Origin of the sequence: Mesorhizobium sp. M2E.F.Ca.ET.219.01.1.1 (genome assembly GCF_004016445.2) — a bacterium.
Taxonomy (GTDB): Bacteria; Pseudomonadota; Alphaproteobacteria; order Rhizobiales; family Rhizobiaceae; genus Mesorhizobium.
Genome location: NZ_SADT02000003.1, coordinates 445,513 through 469,387, shown reverse-complemented (window position 1 = coordinate 469,387; position 23,875 = coordinate 445,513). Strand labels below are relative to the sequence as shown.

17 protein-coding genes and 4 pseudogenes are annotated in these 23,875 nt (G+C 61.8%); 12 read left to right on the top strand and 9 right to left on the bottom strand.

What is annotated here, in order from left to right:
• Positions 1-117 precede the first annotated feature (117 nt).
• A complete protein-coding gene (locus EN862_RS19535) occupies positions 118-507 on the bottom strand; it encodes a hypothetical protein (RefSeq protein ID WP_024505560.1) in 390 nt (129 codons plus the stop codon).
• Positions 508-1,214: 707 nt separating this feature from the next.
• Between EN862_RS19535 and EN862_RS19530 the strand changes: the two genes are divergently transcribed.
• On the top strand, positions 1,215-2,414 hold the full coding sequence (locus tag EN862_RS19530; protein WP_306462679.1) for a cation:dicarboxylase symporter family transporter: 1,200 nt from the start codon (positions 1,215-1,217) through the stop codon (positions 2,412-2,414).
• Positions 2,415-2,420: 6 nt separating this feature from the next.
• Here the strand turns inward: EN862_RS19530 and EN862_RS36875 are convergent, their stop codons facing one another.
• Positions 2,421-2,990, bottom strand: coding sequence for a hypothetical protein (locus tag EN862_RS36875; protein ID WP_245454735.1), 570 nt, complete (start codon positions 2,988-2,990; stop codon positions 2,421-2,423).
• Between the two features lie 611 nt (positions 2,991-3,601).
• On the opposite strand from EN862_RS36875, the gene EN862_RS19520 reads away from it, so the two are divergent.
• Complete coding sequence (locus EN862_RS19520; RefSeq protein WP_126059319.1) at positions 3,602-4,603, top strand: zincin-like metallopeptidase domain-containing protein; 1,002 nt, start codon at positions 3,602-3,604, stop codon at positions 4,601-4,603.
• Positions 4,604-4,760: 157 nt separating this feature from the next.
• Here the strand turns inward: EN862_RS19520 and groL are convergent, their stop codons facing one another.
• From groL to EN862_RS19505, 3 genes and pseudogenes are all read right to left on the bottom strand, one after another.
• The gene (gene groL, locus EN862_RS19515; protein WP_126057772.1) at positions 4,761-6,416 is read right to left on the bottom strand and encodes a chaperonin GroEL; all 1,656 of its coding nucleotides are present in this window, start codon (positions 6,414-6,416) and stop codon (positions 4,761-4,763) included.
• Positions 6,417-6,481: 65 nt separating this feature from the next.
• Positions 6,482-6,775 (bottom strand): annotated as a pseudogene (groES, locus tag EN862_RS19510) (co-chaperone GroES); the annotation flags it as partial.
• A 62-nt stretch (positions 6,776-6,837) separates the two neighbouring features.
• Complete coding sequence (locus tag EN862_RS19505; RefSeq protein WP_063169239.1) at positions 6,838-7,185, bottom strand: hypothetical protein; 348 nt, start codon at positions 7,183-7,185, stop codon at positions 6,838-6,840.
• A gap of 1,010 nt (positions 7,186-8,195) precedes the next feature.
• Between EN862_RS19505 and EN862_RS19500 the strand changes: the two genes are divergently transcribed.
• The 7 genes and pseudogenes from EN862_RS19500 (at position 8,196) to EN862_RS19470 (ending at position 16,163) form a co-directional block, all read left to right on the top strand.
• The gene (locus EN862_RS19500) at positions 8,196-8,519 is read left to right on the top strand and encodes a DUF736 domain-containing protein (RefSeq protein ID WP_024505644.1); all 324 of its coding nucleotides are present in this window, start codon (positions 8,196-8,198) and stop codon (positions 8,517-8,519) included.
• 181 nt (positions 8,520-8,700) lie between these two features.
• Positions 8,701-8,970, top strand: coding sequence for a helix-turn-helix domain-containing protein (locus EN862_RS19495; RefSeq protein ID WP_024505645.1), 270 nt, complete (start codon positions 8,701-8,703; stop codon positions 8,968-8,970).
• Complete coding sequence (locus EN862_RS19490) at positions 8,967-9,515, top strand: S26 family signal peptidase (RefSeq protein WP_024505646.1); 549 nt, start codon at positions 8,967-8,969, stop codon at positions 9,513-9,515. Before EN862_RS19495 ends, EN862_RS19490 begins: the two co-directional genes overlap by 4 nt.
• Positions 9,503-10,186 (top strand): lytic transglycosylase domain-containing protein, encoded by a 684-nt coding sequence (locus tag EN862_RS19485; protein WP_024505647.1) that lies wholly within the window; start codon positions 9,503-9,505, stop codon positions 10,184-10,186. The genes EN862_RS19490 and EN862_RS19485 overlap by 13 nt, the downstream gene beginning before the upstream one ends.
• A gap of 178 nt (positions 10,187-10,364) precedes the next feature.
• Positions 10,365-12,335 carry a relaxase/mobilization nuclease RlxS gene (rlxS, locus tag EN862_RS19480; RefSeq protein ID WP_024505648.1) on the top strand — a complete coding sequence of 657 codons (1,971 nt, stop codon included), beginning with the start codon at positions 10,365-10,367 and terminating at the stop codon, positions 12,333-12,335.
• A gap of 355 nt (positions 12,336-12,690) precedes the next feature.
• Positions 12,691-13,677: an ATP-binding protein gene (locus EN862_RS19475; RefSeq protein WP_126057775.1), complete on the top strand. Its 987-nt coding sequence runs from the start codon at positions 12,691-12,693 to the stop codon at positions 13,675-13,677.
• A gap of 17 nt (positions 13,678-13,694) precedes the next feature.
• Positions 13,695-16,163, top strand: a pseudogene (locus EN862_RS19470) (S8 family peptidase).
• A 232-nt stretch (positions 16,164-16,395) separates the two neighbouring features.
• Here EN862_RS19470 and EN862_RS19465 read toward each other — a convergent pair.
• The 4 genes from EN862_RS19465 to EN862_RS19450 are packed head-to-tail and all read right to left on the bottom strand — an operon-like array spanning position 16,396 to position 19,320.
• Complete coding sequence (locus tag EN862_RS19465; RefSeq protein WP_126057776.1) at positions 16,396-17,925, bottom strand: E2 ligase fold family C protein; 1,530 nt, start codon at positions 17,923-17,925, stop codon at positions 16,396-16,398.
• Between the two features lie 3 nt (positions 17,926-17,928).
• Positions 17,929-18,417, bottom strand: coding sequence for a Mov34/MPN/PAD-1 family protein (locus tag EN862_RS19460; protein ID WP_126057777.1), 489 nt, complete (start codon positions 18,415-18,417; stop codon positions 17,929-17,931).
• On the bottom strand, positions 18,414-19,031 hold the full coding sequence (locus EN862_RS19455) for a putative metal-binding protein (RefSeq protein ID WP_126057778.1): 618 nt from the start codon (positions 19,029-19,031) through the stop codon (positions 18,414-18,416). The genes EN862_RS19460 and EN862_RS19455 overlap by 4 nt, the downstream gene beginning before the upstream one ends.
• The gene (locus tag EN862_RS19450) at positions 19,024-19,320 is read right to left on the bottom strand and encodes a DUF2604 domain-containing protein (RefSeq protein WP_126057779.1); all 297 of its coding nucleotides are present in this window, start codon (positions 19,318-19,320) and stop codon (positions 19,024-19,026) included. Before EN862_RS19450 ends, EN862_RS19455 begins: the two co-directional genes overlap by 8 nt.
• A 311-nt stretch (positions 19,321-19,631) precedes the next feature.
• On the opposite strand from EN862_RS19450, the pseudogene EN862_RS36595 reads away from it, so the two are divergent.
• The 3 genes and pseudogenes from EN862_RS36595 to EN862_RS19440 all read left to right on the top strand — a co-directional run.
• A pseudogene (locus EN862_RS36595) lies at positions 19,632-19,871 on the top strand (hypothetical protein); the annotation flags it as partial.
• A pseudogene (gene fni, locus EN862_RS19445) lies at positions 19,860-20,783 on the top strand (type 2 isopentenyl-diphosphate Delta-isomerase); the annotation flags it as partial. The pseudogenes EN862_RS36595 and fni, both read left to right, overlap by 12 nt.
• A gap of 515 nt (positions 20,784-21,298) precedes the next feature.
• Positions 21,299-23,605, top strand: a complete 2,307-nt coding sequence (locus tag EN862_RS19440; RefSeq protein WP_126080685.1) for a S9 family peptidase — start codon at positions 21,299-21,301, stop codon at positions 23,603-23,605.
• The last annotated feature ends 270 nt before the right edge of the window (positions 23,606-23,875 follow it).

Below are 23,875 nucleotides of genomic sequence, written 5' to 3'. Positions count from 1 at the left end.
TCTAAAGGACGTGTTCCAGCATTGCGAACTCACCGATCGCTTTGTTGCCAAAGCTGCCAGCAAGCGATCGCCTCATCCAGCCGTTTGCACCATCTCATCACAGACATCATCGCGATGCTACCTGTCCAGCATATGTCCAGCATTTCGCAAGGCGGCCAGAAGGAGCCTCGCATAGCCTGTGACATCGATCTGGGCCTGCATCGAAAGGGGCATGCTGGTCCAGTTCTCCAACGGTGCAATGAAAGGTGAGAAGGTGCCATTGACTAGGCAACAACAGCTAACAAGGCCCTCTCGGTCCAATGCCACCACACCGATCTTGTCGCCTGGATATCCAATGGCTGCGACTCGCTGGACCTCCAGGTCACCGTCCACCCGCACGTCAAAAAGAAGGCTACCACGGCTCCTCGTGGCTATCTCAGCCGCCTTCTCATCAAAGCTTGAAGAGAGCAAGCGGACGCTTTCCACCGCCATCTGGAAAATCACCAAATCCAGTTCATTCACGGCCATATGGGCATTTCCGCGCAACGGGTGGTGATTGCAATGACACATACTGCTTGTTCACAGATGTCGGTCACGAACGATCATTCGTCGGGTTCCGGTTCCGACCAACGGTGTCGCCACCTGATCGTGCTGCGGTTCGAACCTTCCGAACGCGAGCCGAGCGCGCTATGAGGTTGGAGTCTAGGTCTCGGACCCTGCCTCGCGGCCTTCTCATCTTTGGCAGACCCGTTGCAACGCCGCCGCGATGGCGCAAACGCCAGATGACGCTGATCCATCGCTTGATCGTGAACTGAGCTTCTGAACACCATTGGGACAGCAGGGTGGAAGGGCTTGACCAACGCTGCCCCCGTTTTCCAAGAGGACCCGTCCTCGATTGAATCTTTCGAGCCCCGTGCGGCGCGCAGCCAAATGATGACGATCTGGACTCAGCTCGCAGACCGCAAGGCAAAGAGGGAACCTTCCAGGCAGCCAAGCTGCTCGACGCAAAGAGCGGCCTTTGGAGTTCCCAAGAATCGACCCTTCCATAGTTGCGACAGGCAACCACTGCACGAGTGTGGGAGAGCGAATCGCAAGCATTGCGTGAGGTCCTGCGCGTTTTCCCCTCTTTGCTATTTGGCACATCGTTTGCGCCGAAGTGGGCGCAGCGTTCGACCGGAGCACTGCATGGGAGAGGGAGGAGCCCCACCCCGATCCGGTCAAGGAGAGAGACGGTGTTGGTTCCAAGAGTTCCCCGCGCGATCGCAGCGCCCCGCAAGCGCCATTTTGCCCGGACCTACGTGCAGGTACTTGCCGCCATAATCCTGGGTGCCGCAATCGGCTATTTCCATTTGGAGACCGGCCACAGCCTGAAGCCGCTCGGCGATGCCTTCGTCGATGTCGTCAAGATAATCACCGTACCTGTCATCTTCCTGACAATGGCGACCGGCATTGCCGGCATGAGCGATCTGCAGAAGGTCGGCCGAGTTGCCGCCAAGGCGATGGTCTATTTTCTCACCTTTTCGACGCTCGCTTTTGTTGTCGGGCTGATTGTCGCGAATATCGTTCAGCCTGGCGCCGGCCTCAACATCGATCCGGCCTCGCTCGATGTCCAAGCCGTTAAGGGCTATGTGGCCACGGCTCACGAGCAGTCCGTGACCAGCTTCCTGATGAACATCATCCCGTCAACGATTGCCAATGCCTTCGCGGAAGGCGACATCCTGCAAGTCTTGTTCCTCTCGGTCCTGTTCGGCGCGGTCTGCCGCTACAACGGCCGCTCGCTCTTCTCTCTCGTCCGATACATCAAGGACGAGCTGCTGCTCGCAATGTCCTCCTCAGAGGCCGCGCTGGCCTCGCTCATGGAGAAGATGGAAAGGGCCGGCGCCACGCATTCGGTCGTGGGTCTCATTCCATTCAATCTGGACGGCACGAATATGATGCTCGCCGCCCTTTTCATCGCCCAAGCGACGAAAACTGATCTCCCGATCGGCTGCCGGATCCTCATGCTGTTTGTCGCATTGTTCCCTTCGAACGGAACAACCCGCATTACCGGTGCAGGCCTCGTCACAATGGCTGCAACGCTCTTTCTTGTTCCGGCCGCACCGGTCACCTCCGTGGGGCTTATTCTTGGCGTCGATCAGCTTATGTCCGAATGCCACGCGCTGACGGTTTTTCTCCGCAGCGTAGCGGCAACGCTGGCTGTCACCCGGTCCGGGGCGAGCGGGATAAACGACGATTCGGGGAGCGCCTCACTAGCGGACCGTTCAGCGCTCCGGCGGTGGACGGTCAAGTCGCCCGGCGTGGTGAACACAATTCCCCGTGCGAACGACGCTCAGCTATTGGGGTGGACCCGATGGCGCAAAGCCGTATTTGAGAAACCGCCAGATCGCACCGGCACCTGTGCGCCTGTAGCAACTGCGGGGCACGATCAAAACTGACCCATTTTACACCAAAAAGGCGGCCGTTGCTGCCACGCCGTCCATGGATTGGAGACTCATGTCTAAGCCGACTGCCATCACTGTCGCAGCTCTTCTTTTACTCCTCGCCTTGCTGGCGAGCCAATATAGCGCGAACCTGCACCGGCAGGCGTGGTCGACCGACAGGCAAAAGTGGAGCGGCGCATTCGACAACGATCTCCTTCGCCAATCGCCGGCAACCCGCAAGGCGATGCCGTTCTGGTCATATTCAATGACTACCACAACTGTCCGCATTGCAGACTGGCTGATATCAACTACCAAAAAGCCTTCAAGCATGAACCCAATCTGAAGCTTGTGATCAAACAGTTCCCGGTCCTGGGACCGGATTCCCAATTCCCAGCCTTCGCCGCACTCGCCTCGAGAAAACAGGGAAAGTTCGACGAATTCCACCGCGCCCTTATGATTTCCCCCAGTTGAAGGGTCACTCTCAAGATCGCAGCGCGTGTAGGCCTTGACGTTGAGCAGCTCAAGCGGGAATGCAAGATCCGGCCATCGCAGATGAAATGCGCGGTCCGCGCACTCGCGAAAGGTCTGCACTTAGACGGTACGCCCGCGTTGGTGGTCGGCGATATAGTGGTCGCCGACCTTGTGGACATGGCCAGCTTGCAACGCTTGCATCGCCGATGCGCGCTCAAAGCGTGCTGGCTCTCGTGCGGGGCAGCATCTGTAGACCGGCCACGCTGTTGTTGCCGGAGCGTGCCGTTTGTGGCAGCTGGCTTTGCTGTCGCTCCTCGTAATCTTGTTGCGGTCATCCAGCTGCCGTGGGCGCCAACAACAATCCTGAGCGCCCGCGCCTGAAGTCGCTGGCCGGGTGCTCGTGAACCGAGCCCGCTTTTCTTCGGCAAGCTCAGGCGGTCTTGGCCCTGCGGCATCGCCCCCTGGCGCGGGGCAGCCTTCGGCTGCTGACGGTCGCCGGCCTGTCGGCCGGCGTCTTTCTATTGTGGCCTTCCCCCTGGCGCAGGGTGGGCAGCACTCCCTTCTAGGCCCGCCGCGGCGTCCCGCAACCCTTCGCTTGTCGCTTTCGGGTCCTCCACTCCGTTCCGGTCCTGCTGATGCAGTCCGCCTCCGACGGCGGGCCTTTCCGGTCGCTTTTGCCGCCCACCCCGCTTCCGGGGAGGGCGCGCGATTGTAGAGCGGAGGACATCACGATGCGTGCAAACAACAAACGTTGCGGCAGCCGACAGGCTGGCGCAGACAGTGGCGGGCGCACCGGCGCCAGCCTTTATCAGGAAATCACCGACCGCATCATTGCCGAACTGGAGCGCGGCACCGTGCCATGGGTCAAGCCGTGGGGCAGGGCAAGGACAGGCCTCGGCCTGCCGCGGAATGCGGCCACCCAGCGCCGATATTCCGGCATCAATATCCTGATCCTGTGGGGCGCGGTCATCGAGCGCGGTTTCCCCAGCCAGAACTGGCTCACCTTCCGGCAGGCGCTTTCGCTTGGCGGCAATGTCAGGAAGGGCGAGCACGGCACCACCATCGTTCACGCTGACCGCTTTGTTCCCAAGAACGAAAAGCAACGCGCCGACACCGATGGCGACGAACCGCAGGCGGTGCCCTTCCTGAAGCGCTTCACCGTCTTCGATGTCGCGCAGTGCGATAATCTGCCCGAACATCTTTACGCCGCCGGCGAGCCTCTGCCTGAGCGCGAGATGGTCCCGCAGGCCGAGGCGCTCATTCATGCAACCGGCGCTGATTTTCGCATCGGCGGCGAGCGCGCCTTCTACATGCCCGGCAGCGACACCATACAGGTGCCGCCGCAGCCGGCTTTCTTCCACCAGATCGACTATTACCGGACCTGCTTTCACGAGCTTGGACACTGGACCGGCCACCCGAGGCGACTCGCGCGCGACCTGTCCGGCTCCTTCGGGTCCAACACCTATGCGCGCGAGGAACTGGTCGCCGAAATCGCATCAGCCTTCATCTGCAGCAGTCTCGGCATCGAGCCGAGCGTGCGCCATGCCGACTACATCGGCTCATGGCTGACGGTTTTGCGCGAGGACAACCGCGCCATCTTCCGCGCCGCAAGCCATGCCTCGAAAGCCGCCGATTTCCTGCTTGGCCGCAATGTCGATGTCGAAGGCGAGGCACATGCCGAAACCGCCTATGGGAGCGCGCAATCCTCACACGCGACCGCCTTGCGCCTCTGATGACGCAAAGCCGCGCGCAACCAACTCGACAGTTCTTTTGAGGTTGCCCTAACGCCGATGGCCGGCGTTGGCGTCGATCGTTCATCGGACCGAGGTTCGCAAAAAAAGAGGGCGGCATTGATGCCGCCCTCTCGTTGCGAAAGCTGCCAGAGCTGGATTAGAAATCCATGCCGCCCATGCCGCCCATGCCGCCGCCGCCCATGCCGCCAGGCATGCCGCCGCCAGCCGACTCCTTCTTCGGAGCCTCCGCGATCATGGCTTCGGTGGTGACCAGCAGGCCGGCGACCGAGGCCGCGTCCTGAAGAGCCGTACGGACAACCTTGACCGGATCGACGATACCCATGGCGATCATGTCGCCATACTCGCCGGTCTGGGCGTTGTAGCCGAAGGTCGCGCCCTTGTTCTCAAGGATCTTGCCGGCAACGATCGATGCTTCCGCACCGGCGTTGGCCGCGATCTGGCGGGCCGGAGCCTGAAGCGCACGACGCACGATGTTGATGCCGGCGGCCTGGTCGGCATTGACGCCGGTGGCCTTGATGTTGGCCGAAGCGCGCAGCAGCGCGACGCCACCACCAGCAACGATGCCTTCTTCGACGGCCGCGCGGGTCGCGTTGAGGGCGTCATCGACGCGGTCCTTCTTTTCCTTGACTTCGACTTCCGTCGCACCGCCGACGCGGATCACCGCAACGCCGCCGGCGAGCTTCGCCAGACGTTCCTGCAGCTTCTCCTTGTCGTAGTCCGAAGTGGTCTCTTCGATCTGCTGCTTGATCTGGGCAACGCGGCCCTGGATCTCGGCCTTCTTGCCGGCGCCGTCGACGATGGTGGTGTTCTCCTTGGAGATCGACACCTTCTTGGCGCGGCCGAGCATGTTGAGGCCGACGTTCTCGAGCTTGATGCCGAGGTCTTCCGAGATGACCTGGCCACCGGTGAGGATGGCGATGTCTTCCAGCATGGCCTTGCGGCGATCACCGAAGCCCGGCGCCTTGACGGCGGCGATCTTCAGGCCGCCACGCAGCTTGTTGACGACCAGCGTGGCCAGAGCCTCGCCTTCGACGTCTTCCGAGATGATGAGCAGCGGCTTCGAGGTCTGCACGACGGCTTCGAGAACCGGCAGCATGGCCTGGAGGTTGGACAGCTTCTTCTCGTGCAGGAGGATGTAGACGTCCTCGAGCTCGGCAACCATCTTGTCGGCGTTGGTGACGAAGTAGGGCGAGAGGTAGCCGCGGTCGAACTGCATGCCTTCGACGACTTCGAGTTCGGTCTCGGCGGTCTTGGCTTCCTCAACCGTGATGACGCCTTCGTTGCCGACCTTCTGCATCGCTTCGGCGATCATCTTGCCGACCGAAGCATCGCCGTTGCCGGCGATGGTGCCGACCTGGGCAACCTCTTCGGAGGTCTTGATCTTCTTGGCGTTCTTGATCAGGGTCGCAACGACGTCGGTTACCGCGAGGTCGATGCCGCGCTTCAGGTCCATCGGGTTCATGCCGGCGGCAACGGCCTTGTGGCCTTCCTGGACGATCGACTGCGCCAGAACGGTCGCGGTCGTGGTGCCGTCGCCAGCGATGTCGTTGGTCTTCGAAGCAACTTCGCGGACCATCTGCGCGCCCATGTTTTCGAACTTGTCCTCAAGCTCGATTTCCTTGGCGACGGTGACGCCGTCCTTGGTGATGCGCGGGGCGCCGAACGACTTGTCGATGACCACGTTGCGGCCCTTGGGGCCGAGCGTGACCTTCACCGCGTCAGCGAGGATGTTGACACCGCGCAGCATGCGCTCGCGGGCATCGCGGGAGAATTTTACGTCTTTGGCAGCCATTTTTAGCTCCTGGCAGGGGCTTCAATCGAGCCCGGGAATTCAGTTGACGAAAGGGCCTGATATGAGCCGATGATGCCCATGATGTCGGATTCCTTCATGATCAGAAGGTCTTCGCCATTGAGCTTGACTTCCGTGCCCGACCACTTGCTGAACAGGATGCGGTCGCCGGCCTTGACGTCCAGCGGGACCAGCTTGCCAGCTTCGTCACGAGCGCCGAAGCCGACAGCGATGATCTCGCCTTCCTGCGGCTTTTCCTTTGCCGTGTCGGGGATGATGATCCCGCCAGCGGTCTTGGATTCGGATTCGACCCGGCGAACGACCACGCGGTCATGCAGCGGGCGGAACTTCGACTTTGCCATTTTCGGATTTTTCCCTGGTGCGCTGTTGAGGGGTTTTTGTTAGCACTCGCGATGGACGAGTGCTAACGCGATAGTGAGGTAGGCTGTAAGCGGGCACTCGTCAAGACGGACGAGGGCAGGCGAGGAGCTCTGGCCCCCTCCCCGGTGGAACCCAACGCATACGCGGCATCCGCGTTGATGGCTGCGAGCCCCACATTTCCATTGAATTCGGCGTCATGACGCCAACTTGCTCGCGCCGCTTCCAAGTCGTCAGTCGTGCTGCCGTCAGCACGAACATAGGGCTGCGCTTCACTTCCCGTCGAAGCCGCGGCAAGCAGCGTCGCCGTCAGCACGCTCCTTTGCAGATGCTTGCCAAAGGTGGACAGTGAGCGCACCTGCGCCGGGCTGTTGGTGCGAACGTAAGACGTCATTGACAACTCCTTTTTGCAAGTCGAGCCCCTTCTCCACCTTCGGCCGCCGTCGACGCGAAGAAGTCCGCATCGCGTTGAAGACGAGCTGCGAAAAAGAGAAAGATGTGTTTGATGGCTGCGGCCCCAACGGTGCCTTCAGATTTGAGATCACTTCCGCCGCGAGCGGCTGAAGCTCCTCGCAACGTCAAATCGAATCTGCTGCCAAGCCTCCAGGAAAGGAGAGCATTGCTCATCTCGCGCTTGTGCATGCAGTCAACCTTCGATCCGTGTTGCCACATCAAGAGCAAATGCCGTGCCAAAGCTCACTGGGAAGTGAACGCATGGCTCTCCCTGAAAACCTCACAAATCCAGCATGGTCAATTGTGCGGAACCCGACATGCGTCTTCTGCCACTGTCAGCTTTCGGACAGGCATGACGCGTTTCGCGCCGACCACCGGTCGATCGGTTTTGGGGCCGGTCTGTTCGCCTCATAAGAGCGCGTTACATTGCGTAGCGGTTTCCCGAGCGCCGCCACATGACACTGGACCTGCAGGTAGCACCGGCTTCTCATCCAGCCTTACTTTGGCCCCCTCGCGTATCAAATTCCCGCTGGCGAGCCCTGCTTTCATAGATCGCACCATGCCGGATGTCTGCTCTGGCGCCCGACCCGCTGGCACGATCTCGATCCGGCATAAGGGCGCAGCATCTTTGCAGGCCGTTTCATCCCGGCGTCCTGCTTGGCTGACAGACCGCACTTGGCGAGCGGTCTCCATGCTCTCTCCAAGGACCATCCCTGCGGCTGGCTTGTCGACCTATGGGCGGGTCCGGCCGCCCGAAACCCTCGCGCCATCAGCTTTTTTCCCCGCCGCCTGCGGCGGCTTCCTCGCGCCGCTTCGCTCACAAAAAAGCTGCCCGCTCGGGTCCTTCACTGTCGCTGCGGCCCTGTCGGATTCAGGCGGTCCTGACGCGCCCATTACGGTGCGCCATCGCAGGGGATGGTCCCCGGCGAAACCACAAAAGGAGACTTCGAAATGACCGCGATCGGTTACGTCAACAAGCAGGAAAACGGCGCCTACAAGGGCCAGTTCAAGACGCTCAGCGTCCGCGCCGACATCGATATCGTCCCCAACCAGGCCAAGAGCGCCGATAACCATCCCGACTTCCGGGTGCTTACGCAAGGGGTCGAAGTCGGCGCTGGCTGGATCCGCACCGGCGAGACTTCCGGCAAGGATTATGTGAGCCTGTCGATTGCAGCGCCGGAGTTCGGACCGCGCAAGCTCTACGCCAATCTCGGCCGAGCCGCCGGCCAGGACGATCACGACACCTACGCCATCATCTGGAACCCGGCCGACTGACCGGCCGAGATAAGAGCCTCGCGCCGCAGCCCCGGCGCGGGGCTCATTCCCAGGAGTTCCACCCAAACCCCGTCCGCCCTAAAGGGCGGCGAAAACTCTCCCCCGACTCTTCGCCCGTCCCCGAGACGATCTCCCTCGCCCATCCTCGCCCTCGCTTGTCCGAAGCGAAACGAGGATCATCATGGACGACGAAAACGAACGCGCGGCCCGCGCGAAAAAGGGCAGCCCGTTTCTCAGCACAGCCCAAGCCGCCTTCTATATCGGGCTCTCCCAGCGCACGCTCGAAAAGATGCGGCTCAAGGGCGGCGGCCCGAAATTCCGCAAGCACGGCCGCTATGTCCGCTATCACATCGACGAACTCGACCATTGGTCGAAAGGACACCCGCAGCACTCCATCGCCGGCGATGGCAAGGCCGGTTCCGGCCAGGGCGGCACGGGAGGCCGTTCATGAGGCGGCGCCCTTCCATCCATCTGATCGGCAGCCGCCTGAGGCGTGTTCGAGCCCGTAAGACGGTCGCCTTGGCCGCGGCCGGTCTCGGTCTTTTGGGCTTCACGGCGCTGGGAAAGCCCGCCCCTTGGCTGGTCTGGAACGCCTCGGCCAGCGCGCCGATCGGCCTTTACCGCATCGCTGCGGGAGCGCTGGCGCGTGGCGATCTCGTGCTCGTGCGCCCGCCTGAATACGCGGCGTATCTCGCCGCCGAGCGCAGCTATCTGCCTCGCAATGTGCCGCTGGCAAAACGTCTTGCAGCGCTGCCGGACGATAATGTCTGCGCCTTCAATGACGCCATCATCATCGGCGGCGACATCGTCGCGCGCCGGCTCAAAATCGACGCCGAAGGCCGACCTTTGCCATGGTGGAACGGCTGCCGAGCGCTCGGGGATAACGAGGTTTTCCTGCTCGGCAGCGACAAAAACCGCTCCTTCGACAGCCGCTATTTCGGGCCTGTTCCCACTCAAAATGTCATCGGGAGGCTCGTACCACTATGGACCGAGTGACCCTCCTCTTGTTGGGCATGATCGCCATTGCGCCATGCGCCTGTTCCGCCTCGACCGGCGCTGAGCCGGTCGCCATCTCCCAAAGTCCGCAGCTGCGAAAGTGGCAGACGTTGGTATCGGAAGCAAGCCGGCGCTTCCATATTCCCCAAGCCTGGATCTATGCCGTCATGGCTGCCGAAAGCGGCGGCAAGACAATGCGCGGCGGCCGCCCCATCACCTCCCCCGCTGGCGCCATGGGCCTCATGCAGGTGATGCCCGGCACCTATGAAGAGATGCGGGTCGAACACGGCCTTGGGCCTAACCCCCACGATCCGCGCGACAATATCCTGGCCGGCACGGCCTATCTCAGTGCCATGTATGACCGCTTCGGATTTCCTGGCCTGTTTGGCGCCTACAATGCCGGTCCCGAGCGCTACGACGAGCATTTGAAGCGTGGCAAACCGCTGCCAGAAGAGACCGTCGAGTACCTCGACCAACTCAAGGCGGCCGGAGTTTCGGCGGCCGACATCGAGGCGTTCGAAAGCCAATCTGTCGCTCCAAAGGCGCAAATCGCTCCTCTCGGACGGTCGCTGTTCTTCATTCATGACGGTGTTCACTCAGGCGTGCGAAACGGCGATCTCTTCGTGCCGCTCGGCAAGGACGGCGCGCAGCCGAAGGAGCCGGTGCGTTAGCCATGGCGGACGGGGGCGCGTCTGGCGGGGCTGGGCGCGGAAGGCAAGATAAAGGTACCGCCTCCAGGAGGCGGTTAAATCTTTGTCTGCACATCGTTTTTCCGGGAGGCTGCCGCCGGTGCCAAGAGGGTTTGACGTGTAAGTGTCTGATTTTGCTTGATATGTCTGGGAGGCTCGCATTAAGGATGACGAGTTCAGGCCGAAGCTCGGCAAAATCGGGTCGCGCGGCTCGAAGGCCGGCAAACGCTATGCCGGCCAGGTTCGTGCGGCGATCAACCGGGCTGGCGGCCGGCCGCAACGCGGTGGTCGCTTCACAGGAAGCCGGACAGGGCGCGGCGGGGCGGCCGCCGCACTGCTGAAATCGCGCGACCGGTATGCCGCCTTCCGCCAGCGCCGGGTGATCGTCAAGGCGCGGGTCGTCAAGCTCGCCGGCAAGGGCGCGGACGGGGCGCGTGCCCATCTACGCTATCTTCAGCGCGACGGGGTCACCCGCGAAGGTGAACCTGGCGAGCTCTACGGCGCCGACAGCGGCCGCGTCGACGGCAAGGCGTTCATCGATCGCGCGGACGGCGACCGCCATCAGTTCCGCTTCATCGTCGCTGCCGAAGACGGCATCGAGTACGACGACCTCAAGGCGCTGACGCGGCGGCTCATGGCGCAGATGCAGGAAGACCTCGGCACGAAGCTCGACTGGGTCGCGGTCGATCATTTCAACACCGGCCACCCGCACAGCCACATCATCGTCCGTGGCAGGGACGACCGTGGCGAGAACCTGGTCATCGCGCGCGAATATATCTCATCTGGCATCCGCGAGCGGGCGGCCGAGCTGGTCAGCCTCGATCTCGGTCCGCGAACCGACCGCGAGATTGAGCTTCGCCTGCGCCGGGAAATGGAGCAGGAACGCTTCACCAGCATCGACCGTCGGCTGCTCAGCATGCGTGATGATGACGGCCTGGTCTCGCCGGGCGGTCCCGACGCCATTCGCCAGACGCTGCACCAGGGACGGCTGCGCAAGCTCGAGCGGATGGGTCTGGCCGCGGAGGTCGGCGCTGGCTCCTGGCGCCTCGACGATGAGCTCGAAGCCACGCTGCGCCGCACCGGCGAACGCGGCGACATCATCAAGACCATGCACCGCGAACTGACCGGCAAGGGGCTTGCCCGCAGGGCCGCCGACTGGGTGATCCACGATCGATCCGGCGAGCCCGTCCAGTCTCTCGTCGGTCGCGTTGTCGCGCGTGGACTGGCCGACGAGATCAATGACCGCCATTACATGATCGTCGACGCCGTCGACGGTAAGAGCCATTGGATCAACATCGGTAGAGGCGAGGCGATGGAAACGATGCCTAATGGCTGCATCGTGCGTGTCGCGCCAAGGAACACCGAGCCGAGGCAGGTCGATCGTACCATCGCCGAAATCGCCGCCGCGCATGGCGGCCGTTACGACGTCGATATGCACCTGAAGCATGACCCATCCGCCACCGAGAGCTTTGCGCGAACGCATGTGCGGCGGCTGGAGGCGATCCGCCGCGCGACCGGCGGCGTCGAGCGAGAGCCGAACGGCACCTGGCTCATCGCGCCGGACCATCTCGATCGCGTCGCGAATTATGAGGGCCAGCGGGCCAGGGCCGAGCCTGTCGTTGCCGACAAGCTCTCCTCAATGGCGCTGGAGCGACAGGTCAGCTTCAACGGCGCCACCTGGCTCGACCGGGAGCTGGTTGCCGATAGACCCGAGCCTTTGCACGGATCCGGCTTCGGCCGCGACGTGAGAGAGGCGCAAGCTCGCCGGCGGCAGTGGCTGATCGCGCAAGGCCTCGCGCATAAAGAACAGGATGGGATCGTCTATCGAGCCAACATGCTTTCGATCCTGCGCCAGCGAGAACTGAACCGTGTTGCTGGCCAACTGTCGGAGGAACTTGGCCTGCCCTATGCCGAAGCGCGATCCGGAGGACGAGTAGAGGGTACGCTCCGCCGCTCCGTCGAGCTTGCCAGCGGAAAATATGCCGTCGTTGAAAAGTCGCGCGAGTTCACGCTGGTGCCATGGCGGCCGGTGCTTGAGCGCCATGTGGGCAAGGAGGTCTCCGGTGTCGTAAGTGGGGAGGGGATTTCATGGACCGTCGGCCGGCAAAGGAGCGGACCTGGTGTTTCGTGAGATGGTGTACAGCTTTTTAGCCAGCGGCGCGGGCAGCCATGCGAGCCCGCGTAGACCTTATGGCCGCACGCCCGCAATCGGTCGCATGGACCTGCCAGGCGGGGCGGCTTTGGAGCGTTCGGACCCGACACGCTGCGTGAGTGGCCAGACTTCGAGCGCTCGAAGATGCGGACTGTTGTCTGCTGGCCGGCGTTATTCCGGCTGGCCTATGACCGCGGCGCAACAGTTCACCGCTGAAGTTGCCACGGGCGAACATCGACAAGAGAAAAAACACCATTGCGCGATACAAATCGCCGTTGAAAGCGTTTAGGTTGCATGCGCTTCGCCAAGTAAACGGATACCCCAGAAGAGAGCCATGACCACGGCCCGCCATATCGTGACGCTGCTTAAAAGCCACATTGCCGGCGACGAGGATCGTTTCCTCTCTATCGCGATGCAGCTTGCTGCGCATGAGGCACGTCAAGGCCATGGTAAGCTTGCTCAGGAGCTCAAGGATCTGGTCGACGCAGCCAAGAGCAGGGACGCCCGGATTGTCAAGAGCAGTCGGCCGGTTCCCCTTTTTCAGCCAAAGGGCGAGCTCGCAGGGCTCCTGCATGTGCGCTATCCGGACCTGCGACTGACCGACATGATTTTGCCGGACAGTCTGCGCTCGCGCCTGCACCGCGTGCTGGGAGAGCAGCGCCAACAAGCAAGCTTGCGCGAGCACGGGCTTGTTCCCCGTCGCAAACTGCTTCTGGTCGGCCCGCCAGGATCAGGCAAGACGATGACCGCATCGGCATTGGCCGGGGAGCTTCATCTGCCCCTTTTCACGATCGTCCTCGATGGTTTGATCACCAAGTTCATGGGAGAGACTGCCGGAAAGCTGCGGCTTGTTTTTGATGCAATGCAGGCGACGCGGGGCGTCTACTTCTTTGACGAATTCGATGCCATCGGCGCGCGTCGAGGCGAACGCCAGGATGTTGGCGAGATTCGGCGCGTGCTGAATTCGTTTCTGCAGTTTCTCGAGCAAGACGACAGCCACAGCCTGATTATTGCGGCAACAAATCATCCCGAGCTGCTCGACAGAGCTTTGTTCCGCCGTTTCGACGATGTCATCGAATACGCCGTGCCCGATCGGCCGATTATAGAGGCGCTGCTTCGGGCTCGACTCGACCGCTTCGACACCAGAGGGCTTGCCTGGAACGAGGCGATCTCTCAGGCAGAGAGACTGTCGCAGGCCGAGATCACGCGCGCGGCCGACGACGCTGCAAAAACCATCATATTGCGGGGGGGGAAGCGGATCACCTCGGAAGCGCTCATCGACGCTCTGAAGGAACGCCGGCAGGCGTCGCTGTTTGAGTAGCGACAGCACAGATCATAATGGCAGACGATTTTCCGCGCGACCGCGCCCATATCCACCTTCGCAACAACGGCATTCGGGAAGCCTATCGGCGGCCCAACCAACTTATACATGCACCGCCGCTGCCGGCGCGTGATCGGGCGTCGCATGCTGCGGCCTTGACGCAATCCATCGAACAAGCGGTCGAAAGTGCACGCCAGCAGATTGCGGCGCGTGACCCCCAGCTGTCGGTCGGCACGCCTGGCTTTTACCTCGCGATCGATCTGCCCATGTCCGGACGGGCGGCCCTCGACCAGTTGGCCGATCGTCGCCAGCACATGGAGCTGGTCGCCGTCCATGAGCCAACTCAACCCGGTGCTCCCATCACAGCGTCGGTGTTCCTGCCGCAAAGCGCGCAAGCCTATTATTTGCGGAAAGTCGAGGCGTATCGAGACGTTGATACTGACCGCGGCAGACCGCGCAACGAGCCGCTCGTCTCCCGCATGGAGACAGTCAGGCTGGCGACTGCACGATCGTTGTTTACCGACCACGACGACCTCTTCCCCCAGGCCGCTGACGAGCAGGTGTGGTGGGAAGTCTGGCTGCGCGACGGTCGCCGCGAGAACTTCGAGCACATTGCCGAAGCCCTGAACATCACTTTGCGCACGCATGCGGTTAGGTTTCCGGAGCGGGTGGTCATGCTGGCCCTCGCCAGCACGGCAATGCTCGACCGCATGATTGCGCACAGCGATGTCGTCGCCGAGCTGCGGCGCGCGAAGGATACGCCGTCCTTCTTCCTGGGCCTTGGCGGCGCGGAGCAAAGGGACTGGAGCGACGAGCTTCTCGGGCGCGTCAGACCGCCTCAATCCGATATTGCGGTCTGCATTCTCGACAGCGGCGTGCGTCGCACCCACCCGTTGATCGAACCCGCACTTGCCGTTTAAGACTGGCACACCGTCAAACCGGCATGGGGCAGCGACGACACACCTGCGTGGAGCGGCCACGGGACGCGAATGGCAGGTGTCGGCCTGTACGGTGATCTGGTCCCGCTCCTGGTCGGAGGCGATCCAGTTCCATTGCCCTTTCGGCTGGAGAGTGTTCGTATCCTTCCGCCAGAAGACGAGGCAAACGATCCAGAACTCTATGGCGCGATCACCGCGGAAGCGATCGCCCGCGCCGAGGTGCAGGCGCCGGAGCGCCGCCGCGCGATCGCAATGGCTGTGACAAGCGCCAGTCCGGCGCGTGGAAGGCCCACATCGTGGTCTGCCGCTATCGACCAACTCTGTTTCGAAGAGGAACAGCGACGCTTGATCGTTCTCTCTGCCGGCAACATCGGCGATGACCTCATGCCGGCCGAGCATTTGACGCGCAACGATCTGGAAGCAGTCGATGATCCTTCTCAGGCCTGGAATGCGCTGACGGTCGGCGCTTTCACAGAAAAGGTCGATATCATTGACACCGACTTTTCGGGCTACGCTCCGATCGCGCCGGTCGGCGAGCTCTCGCCGCGCAGTCGCACTTCGGTCGTTTGGGACAGGCAGTGGCCGGTGAAGCCCGAGGTCGTCTTCGAAGGCGGCAATCTCGCCCATGACGGTGTGTTGCCCGGCGAGCCGATCGACGATCTGCAGATATTGACCACTTTCTGTCGACCCGAACTGCGCCACTTCACCACCCTCGGAGATACGAGCGCGGCAACGGCCCATGCCGCACGGATGGCGGGACTAATTCTATCAGCGCGCCCCGAGCTGTGGCCTGAATCGGTTCGCGCCCTGATCGTCCACTCGGCCGAATGGACTCCGGCGATGCGCGCACGCATCGATGCGTGCAACGGAGCGAAGGGCGAGATCCAGGCGCTCGTGCGGCGCTATGGTTACGGCGTGCCAGATCTTGGGCGCGCGCTTCTGTCAACGGTGAACGACCTCACGCTTATCGTTGAAGATGAGCTTCAGCCTTTCCAGCGCGAGGGCGGCGCGGCTGCCAAAACGCGTGACATGAAGCTGCATCGCCTGCCTTGGCCGAAGGAGCAGCTCGCGGCGCTCGGCGCTGCCCAGGTCGAGCTCCGCGTCACGCTGTCCTATTTCATCGAACCCAACCCCGGTGAACGCGGATGGACCCGCCGGCATCGTTACGCGTCCCATGGTCTTCGGTTCAGAGTAAAGTCAGCGACCGAGACAGTCGACGAATTCCGAGCCCGCATCAATCAGGCCGCTCGGGACGAGGAGGAAGGGGCGCCTGCTGGAGGCGGAGAAGAGTGGCTGCTCGGCACCTTCCGCGATCGCGGCTCGTTGCACGCCGATTTCTGGTCGGGCAGCGCCGCCGATCTCGCCGAGCGTGACGCGATCGGCGTGTTCCCGGTCGGGGGCTGGTGGAAGGAGAAGCCTTACCTGGAACGCGTCGACGCTCTGGCTCGGTACGCCCTGATTGTGACGATTCGGGCGCCTGGGGTCGATGTTGACATCTTCACACCCGTCGAAGCAGCCCTGACTGTCGAGACGTCGGTCGAGACCTGATGCAGCACTGTCCAAACCGGCCAACAACGGAGGTTTGACCAGCCTCTGGTGCCATGGCGGCTGGTGCTGGATCATCACGTCGGCACGGGATCATGCGCGGAGGACGATAGGCCGGCAAAGGAGCGGGCCAAGCGTGTCATAATGGCGCCCATGGTCACGCCCACAAGCCGCGCCCCCTGCGTCTACGGAGAGGTGCGCGTCTGCTTAGGCGGCCGAGACATCGCTTACCTGATCAACGCGCTCCGTATTTGCGCCTGTAAGCGGCAATGAAATCGTCGTCGCTACAGATGCAGCGGCCGCTGGAGTCCTTGGCCTTCGGATCGTGCAAGTGAGAGCCAAGGGGGCGCAGAAGATTCACCCGAGTGCTCGTCGTCGGGCTCATGGGAAACCCCGCACTATGCTTGACCAAATCCGCGGCAAGCATAATCCCGGCAAGCACCGACTGAAAGGCCATCGGAACCACAGTTCGAACGCGGCGACTTCCTTCGCTAAGCTGGAACACCAGACCGCCGCAGATAGCCTGCTGATAAAAGGAGCGCAGGGGCTGGCCGACAAACGGGGCTAGCGGTTCAAACGGCACAGCCATCGCTGTAGCCACGCGAACTACAAAGTCGTTGGGAACTCCGGCATTTGTCTGCAGGAGCGTTTTCACCTGCTCGTGTGCTTCCGGTATTCCGAGTTCCTCGGCAATCAGCTGGTGCTCGTCCTTGGATTTTCCGGATGGCAGGTACATGCAACAAAGGCAAGCCTGGCCGTCATCGAAACCATGCCGGGAGATACCGAGATCGTGCTCCTGCATCCAAGCGTTTGCGATCCATCGCGGCAGTGCACCTTGGACAGCCAGACGGTCGGCGGCGGTGTCAAGCGCCACACCCACTTGGTCTAAGACCCAATTGCCCCGGCGCGCAACATATTCTGCCCACGTCAGAGGGTGCGCCTCGACCTCAAGGCCAGTCGATCTAAGGGCGGTGGCTGCAAGAACCGCCTTGGACATACCAATCTCCGCCTGGCCGGCCAATGCGTAGCGCTGCAGGTTTGAGAGTTCGATCGCTTCGTGATCGATTACATGCAGACGACCCTTGAGATCGGGTTGTCTCGCTAGCGCCCAAAGCGAGCCATGGCCTATCGCACCGAGCCCAACGAGGTGGGTTTCGCCAAGGTCGACTGGGAAGTCGATCGGGCCAGCCTCCCCGGCTTTGGTCTTGTCGTAGCTGCATAGCGAGAGGTCGATGGTTTCGTCCAACTCGGCGCCGGTCAACTGGGCGGCGAAGATAGTTCGAAAGACGTTGGCGGCGCCGAAGCAACTGGCGGCGCCAGCTCCAAAAGGCAGCAGACTTGGGCCAGAGCCCACCGGGTCCGTACGCGACAGCTTTGCCGCCCAACCGTCCGATCCCACGAAAAAGATCGGGCACCGGAGTGATGGGCGCGTTACCCCTGCAACGACGCAGACGGTGGCAGACTTGCCGGAACGCCGGATGCCGACTTTTGGATTGATCGACTTTGCCAAGCGCTCCAGCGCTTGGGCTTGAGAGCTCGCCGCGCTGTCCAGCGGGAGTATCGCCAGAACCGGGTAGAGCCTAGCGAGCAATCTCACCGCAAGATCTAGTGTCGCCTGGCCTTCGGCGCAGGAAGCGGCCTGATGGTCGAAGGCGACTGCCACGACCTGCTTTTCAAGAGCTGCTTTGAAGTCTCCCAGATGAAAATCGGCCAGGACCTGAGATGCCGCCGTGGCGGCACGATCGATGAAGTTAGCGAATGCCATTGTTCAACTCGATATCATGATCATTCGCGACAGTGCCGCGGGAGGGAGCGCATTCCATTTGGCCTTTTCGTCAAGCCGATAGGCGGCGACCCGAGCAAAATCGAAAGGCTCGCGGGCGAAATTCGGCACTACCAGCGACAGACACCCAACCGTGGTAGCAACCGCATAAGCGTCGTCCGTCGTCGAATGGTAGGCGCGGCCCGGATGGCTGTGAATCTGGGCCAAGAGTTTCAGGCCGCTTTTGTAGAGCCAGACATTGAGCCGGTGCAGTTCTTCGGCCGCAACGATCACGCAAACGCCATCGTTTGTCCGAATGTGACGCTGCGCCGGGATAACCGTCTCTGTTACGGCAAAGTGCCGGTCTTGCTGAACGCCGACCCAGAGCGCCATCCCCTCATTGCCTTCGCGACCAACTGAGCGCAGATGCCCATGCGTGGTCGAGATGCAGCCGCGCGGGAGAGTCACGATCGTTACATCTCTCAAACCAGTCATTCTTGTATCGCCTGAGGGGATACCACCATTCCTACGATTGCCGGTGGGAGTTGAATCTGCAACTGCTCTATAGGAATGATTCCGTACTTGATGATCTTGTCCAGGATGAAGGCCAAACAGCCTTCGCCAGAACCCCGATGAAGTAGCCATGGATCACCTGAATGGGCTGGATTGTCGTGGTATTCCCGGACGCCCGCCATGCACAGGAATGGTTCGTCCTCGGGACTGTTGGCCTGGATGAAGTCCGTCAGCGGCACGGCGTTCTGCTGGATGAGAGCTCCTATCATCTCCGGCGGCGTTCCGGGCAGCGGCGGACGTCTAAGCATTTTCAGGTATAGATCTTTCCGGGCAATCGGATGACGCGTAAACGGATCGACGAAGACCACGGACGGTGGTCTTAAGTCGTAGTCGGTGAAGTCGACCTCGCTCGCTGCGCTGATCACCCGTGGTTTTAACTTGAGGCTTGCGAAAATGAAGAAAGCGCGCGGAAAGGTCGCCTCGATCAAGAAGCAGCCCTGAGCCCGATAGACATCAGCATATGGCCGGAACCGGCCGATCTCCCGATCAAACTTCGCTCGGGAGACCTCCGGATCCACACTTTGGGGTTTAGGCACCTGCGACGCCCGCCTTCAGGCTGAGGAACAGGGTCACAGTATTCGGGAAACCGAAATCGCCAAGCTTCTTGTCGACGTCGAGCAAGTTGCCGGCCTCATCCTTCAATTCCCAATTCTCGGCTGGTTGGGCGACATTCTGCGTGTTCTCAAGGGCTTTGGTACGAATGACGTGAAGCGGCTGGTTGGGATTGGCTTCGACCTGCGTGGGCTGGCCGTTCACCACCATCGTGATCTCGATCTTGCCCGGCCCGCCGCCGTGATTATCGCCCTTACCCGAATCCTTCGACATTGTCCTACTCCTGTGGCTTGCCAACCGTCCCACGCCCTGGCGCCCACCTGCGAGTGAGACCGGCGGTCTTCAATCGTTCACCCGGCGCCACGGCCGCGAGTACGCGAAAGACAGGGGATAAGCTACCGAATCGGTGCTTGCCTTCTTTTATGGGTGACTTGAGCCGCAAGTAAATGGTCTCAAATTGCTCCTCACAACTATAATCGATTATAGCAATGCGAAAATATTGGCGACACGCCTATTCATCTGCTCTCTCACTCGCCTGCTCCGTGCTTGGCAAGGGGAGCTTTGACTGCGTCACGCGTCCCCCAATCCTGCAACGCATTCACCCGAGCCTGCGCGACACCAGCGCCCGCACCGGCCGTGATCCGCAGAACGAAACGCTGATCGTGGCGTTCTATCGCGAACTGGCGCTGCTGTTCTGGCTAGACGATTGCAACGACGTTGGCCTGATCGCGCCGGAGCAGCTCGCCGCCGTGGAGCAGGCGCTGGGGCACGGCGTACCGTGCGTTCTCTCCGGATTCGAGGGCTGCGCTCAGCTGCGCGCTTCGCTGGTGCTGGATCGGCGAACGGCGCCGGCCACGGTGGCCGCTGGCTGGGAGTACATCCATTTCGAACACTGCGCACTGCCCGAGTTGGACCTGACGCAGATCGACCTGCGCGCCTCGCTGCTGGGCAAGGCTATGCGCGCGCCGCTGCTGATCAGCTCTATGGCCGGCGGCATGCCACGGGCCGAGGCCATCAACCGGCATTTGAGCGAGGCAGCGCAAGCCTTGCGGATCGCCATGTGCGGTTCGCAGCGTGTGAGCCTGCAATCCCGTAACTCCCAGGGGCTAACGCGCGCGCTGCGCCGCCTGGCGCCAGACATTCCCTTGCTGGCCAATATCGGCGCCGCGCAACTGCGGGAGGCCGACGGCCTGGACCTGGCGCGTCGCGCGGTGGACGCGCTGGAGGCCGATGGGCTCATCGTCCATCTCAATCCGCTGCAGGAAGCGGTACAGCCGGGAGGGCGACCGCGACTGGCGCGGCGTCCTGGCGCTGATCGCTGGCGCCGCGCGCATCGTGGGCGTGCCGATCGTGGCCAAGGAAGTGGGGGCGGCCTGTCCGCCTCGGTGGCCTGTGCGCTCGTCGAGGCGGGCGTGGCGGTAATCGATGTCGCCGGCGCCGGCGGCACCAGTTGGGCCGCAGTGGAGGGCGAGCGCGCCCGCAATGCCGCCGACCGTGCAGTGGCGATGTCATTCGCCAATTGGGGGATTCCCACCCTGACCAGCGTGCAGGCGGTGCGTCGGGCGCTGCCAACGGTGAAGCTGATCGCGTCGGGCGGGATCCGCGATGGCGTCGACGTGGCCAAGGCCATCCGCCTGGGCGCGGACATCGCCGGGCAGGCGGCCAGCGTGCTGGGCGCGGCGACAGTGTCCACCGAGGCCGTTGTCGCGCATTTCGAGATCGTCATCCGCCAGTTGTTGGGTCACCATCAAACCAATTTGACGCCCCGGGACAATATCGTCCGGCATTGTCCGGTGTGCGACGATGTTGGGGATGCGACATAGGCGGATTGCCGTGTATTAAACCGCTTTTCCTTTGGCACGCATATTGCGCCCTATCGGTAAACCTCGTCATGGGCCGGCGGCAATCGCTCGGAGATTGTCGAAATAGCACAATCTGCCGGGGTGACATCCGGCCCGACTAGAGCAGGACCTTTCAGATGATGCAGAAAAGCAAGCGGCCATACTCGCGGGGAAATAGTCGCGTCAGGGCTGCATGGACGCTCTTTCCTGGTTGTTTCGGCGACGGACGCCAACTCTTCAATCGGCACCCGAACCAGTGCCTGGATGTCCAAGGAGCGCCCCTGTTGCGCGTGCCTGGCTGCACCCGCGTGCTGGCTCTCCTCCAAGGCGACGCTCGGCGCTGCTGCAGACCGGCGACGAGAACCCAACTTCAAAATTAGCATTCCGAAAACCGAAAGAAGTGAACAGGTATGTCCAGGATCGGCGCTTTGACGCGCGCGGCATGGCGATCGGCAACTCAGACGCTGGCCAAGGGTTCGAAAAGTTTACACCCGACGCTAGCGCCGGCCGATTTCAAGCGCGCACTTACGATCAACGATCGATATGGCGGGCTCACTGTCAATGTCCCCAAAATGCCTTTCTGGCTGACCGGGGGTGAAGCCTTCGTCTACCGCCGGACTAGCCACGGCGAGCAGCAGTTCATGCAGGTCGATGCTGCCACGGGTTTCAAGCGGCCCGCTTTCGATCAGGCGCGTCTGGCGGCAGCGCTAAACAAGGTGAGCCATGAGAGCTATCAAGCCGGCAATCTTCCGTTCGACCGTTTCGAACTGAGTGAGGATGGTCGCAGGCTCGACTTCCAGATTGAAGACACCCGGTGGAGCTGCGACCTTGCAAGCTATGACTGTACCAGCACCACATTCGATGCAAGGAAAGGGGACCGTAGGGAGCTCAGCCACCGCTACACGCCGCCAGCGGAGAACAACCCCGACAAGAGCAACGCGTCGCCCGACGGCAAATGGATCGCCTATATCAAGAACTGCAACGTTTTCCTGCGCAGCGAGGACGGATTGCAGGATGTTCCTCTGAGCCGGGACGGAGCCGAAGGCAATTGCTACGTCTTTTCGACGCTGAGCTGGTCGCCGGACTCGCGCCACCTCGCCGCTTACCTTGTTCGCCCCGGCTATAGGCGAGAGGTCCGCTACCTCAATTCATCGACGGACCAGTTGGAGCGGGAATATTCAACAATATTCTATCCCAGGCCGGGCGATGTCCTTCCGCTGCCCCAACCAGTCCTGTTCGACATTGCCGGCCGGCGCCAGATCGTGATTGACGGTGCCCTCTTCTCGAACGTCTTCGAACTTTCCCCTCTCCGGTGGTGGGCGGACAGCCGCGGCTTCACTTTCGAATATAACCAGCGCGGGCATCAGCTCTATCGCTTGGTCGAGGTAGACGCCGCCTCGGGCCGCGGGCGCTCCCTGATCGATGAGACCAGCGAGACATTCGTGGATTATTTGCCGCTGGGGCATGGCCAGGAGGATGCCGGAAAAATCTTCCGTTACGATGTCGATGACGGGAAGGAGATCATCTGGGCATCAGAGCGCGACGGGTATGAGCATTTGTATCTTTTCAACGGCCGGACAGGCGCGCTCGAAAACCAGATCACCCGAGGTGAGTGGGTCGTCCGGAGGGTCAACCATGTCGATCCGGTGAAGCGTCAGATCTGGTTCGAGGCGAGCGGGATGAACTCGCAGGAGGACCCCTATTGGGTCCATGCTTACCGCATCGGCTTTGACGGCAAGGGACTGACTGCACTGACGCCCGAACCGGCCAACCACCATATCGAGTTCTCGCCTGACAGGCGCTATTATGTCGATCTCTGGTCACGCATCGATCTGCCCCCGCGCATGGCACTCTACCGCGCCAGCGACAATGCCAAGCTCCAGCAGATCGAGACGGCCGACATTTCCGAGCTCGTCGCCGCAGGCTGGCAGCCGCCGCTCAGTTTCCATTCCAAGGGGCGCGACGGCAAAACTGACATCTGGGGTGTGCTCCACCTGCCAGCCAACTTCGACCCGACGAAGAAATACCCGGTTGTGGAGAATATCTATGCTGGACCCCACGGCTCCTTCGTCCCAAAATCCTTCTCGCGGTGGACAGAGCCGCTCACGCAGCTGGGCTTCGTCGTTGCTCAGATCGACGGCATGGGCACCAACAACCGCTCCCGCGCCTTCCATGATGTTGCTTGGAAGAATCTGAAGGACGCAGGATTTCCCGATCGCATTCTGTGGCACAAGGCGGCGGCCGCGCAATATCCATGGTACGACATATCCAACGTCGGCATTTTTGGCGCATCCGCCGGCGGCCAGAGTGCAGTCAGCGCGCTGCTCTTTCACCCCGATTTCTACAAGGTCGCCGTCGCCAAAAACGGCTGCTTCGACAACAGGATAGACAAGACCTGGTGGAATGAACTGTGGATGGGGTGGCCGGTCGGCATTGAATATTCGCAATCCTCCGCCGTTGACAATGCTCACAGGCTGCAGGGCAAGCTGATGATCGCGGTCGGCGAAATGGATGATAATGTCGATCCGTTTTGCTCGTTCCAGCTTGCCGATCGACTCATCAAGGCAGGAAAAGATTTTGACATTGTCTACGTTCCTGGTGCCAATCACCATACTCTAGGCACCTACACCGAGCGCAAACTCCTAGACTTCTTCGTTCGCAACATTCTCGGTCAGACCCCGCCCGACTGGAACAGCAAACCGATCGAGCTGGAGTAGCTTGTGGCTCTTGCAATTGTTAGCTCGCCTTATCGGCTGTAATCAGGGCGAGGCGCGAGCAAATCTGCACCGAAGGACGATCGTGGAGTCTAGGACTTGCGCTGCGTATTGAGGATAGGCTCGCCGCGACGTTGGTCTGAGCAAACTGCTTGATAGGCACGCCTGCAGACCGCGTGTGTGCGATTGCAAGATCCCCTATCAGCCTGGTGTGAAGCGTTCAGGGGAAAAGCCGCACCCAACGCCGCTTCCGCTCGCCGTAACGCTACGGCG

Excerpts from the sequence above, each read along its gene's own strand:
- EN862_RS19535 (WP_024505560.1), bottom strand. The coding sequence starts at position 507 with ATGGCCGTGAATGAACTGGATTTGGTGATTTTCCAGATGGCGGTGGAA.
- EN862_RS19520 (WP_126059319.1), top strand. The coding sequence starts at position 3,602 with ATGCGTGCAAACAACAAACGTTGCGGCAGCCGACAGGCTGGCGCAGAC.
- groL (WP_126057772.1), bottom strand. The coding sequence starts at position 6,416 with ATGGCTGCCAAAGACGTAAAATTCTCCCGCGATGCCCGCGAGCGCATG.
- EN862_RS19505 (WP_063169239.1), bottom strand. The coding sequence starts at position 7,185 with ATGACGTCTTACGTTCGCACCAACAGCCCGGCGCAGGTGCGCTCACTG.
- EN862_RS19500 (WP_024505644.1), top strand. The coding sequence starts at position 8,196 with ATGACCGCGATCGGTTACGTCAACAAGCAGGAAAACGGCGCCTACAAG.
- EN862_RS19495 (WP_024505645.1), top strand. The coding sequence starts at position 8,701 with ATGGACGACGAAAACGAACGCGCGGCCCGCGCGAAAAAGGGCAGCCCG.
- EN862_RS19490 (WP_024505646.1), top strand. The coding sequence starts at position 8,967 with ATGAGGCGGCGCCCTTCCATCCATCTGATCGGCAGCCGCCTGAGGCGT.
- EN862_RS19485 (WP_024505647.1), top strand. The coding sequence starts at position 9,503 with ATGGACCGAGTGACCCTCCTCTTGTTGGGCATGATCGCCATTGCGCCA.
- EN862_RS19475 (WP_126057775.1), top strand. The coding sequence starts at position 12,691 with ATGACCACGGCCCGCCATATCGTGACGCTGCTTAAAAGCCACATTGCC.
- EN862_RS19465 (WP_126057776.1), bottom strand. The coding sequence starts at position 17,925 with ATGGCATTCGCTAACTTCATCGATCGTGCCGCCACGGCGGCATCTCAG.
- EN862_RS19460 (WP_126057777.1), bottom strand. The coding sequence starts at position 18,417 with ATGACTGGTTTGAGAGATGTAACGATCGTGACTCTCCCGCGCGGCTGC.
- EN862_RS19450 (WP_126057779.1), bottom strand. The coding sequence starts at position 19,320 with ATGTCGAAGGATTCGGGTAAGGGCGATAATCACGGCGGCGGGCCGGGC.
- EN862_RS19440 (WP_126080685.1), top strand. The coding sequence starts at position 21,299 with ATGTCCAGGATCGGCGCTTTGACGCGCGCGGCATGGCGATCGGCAACT.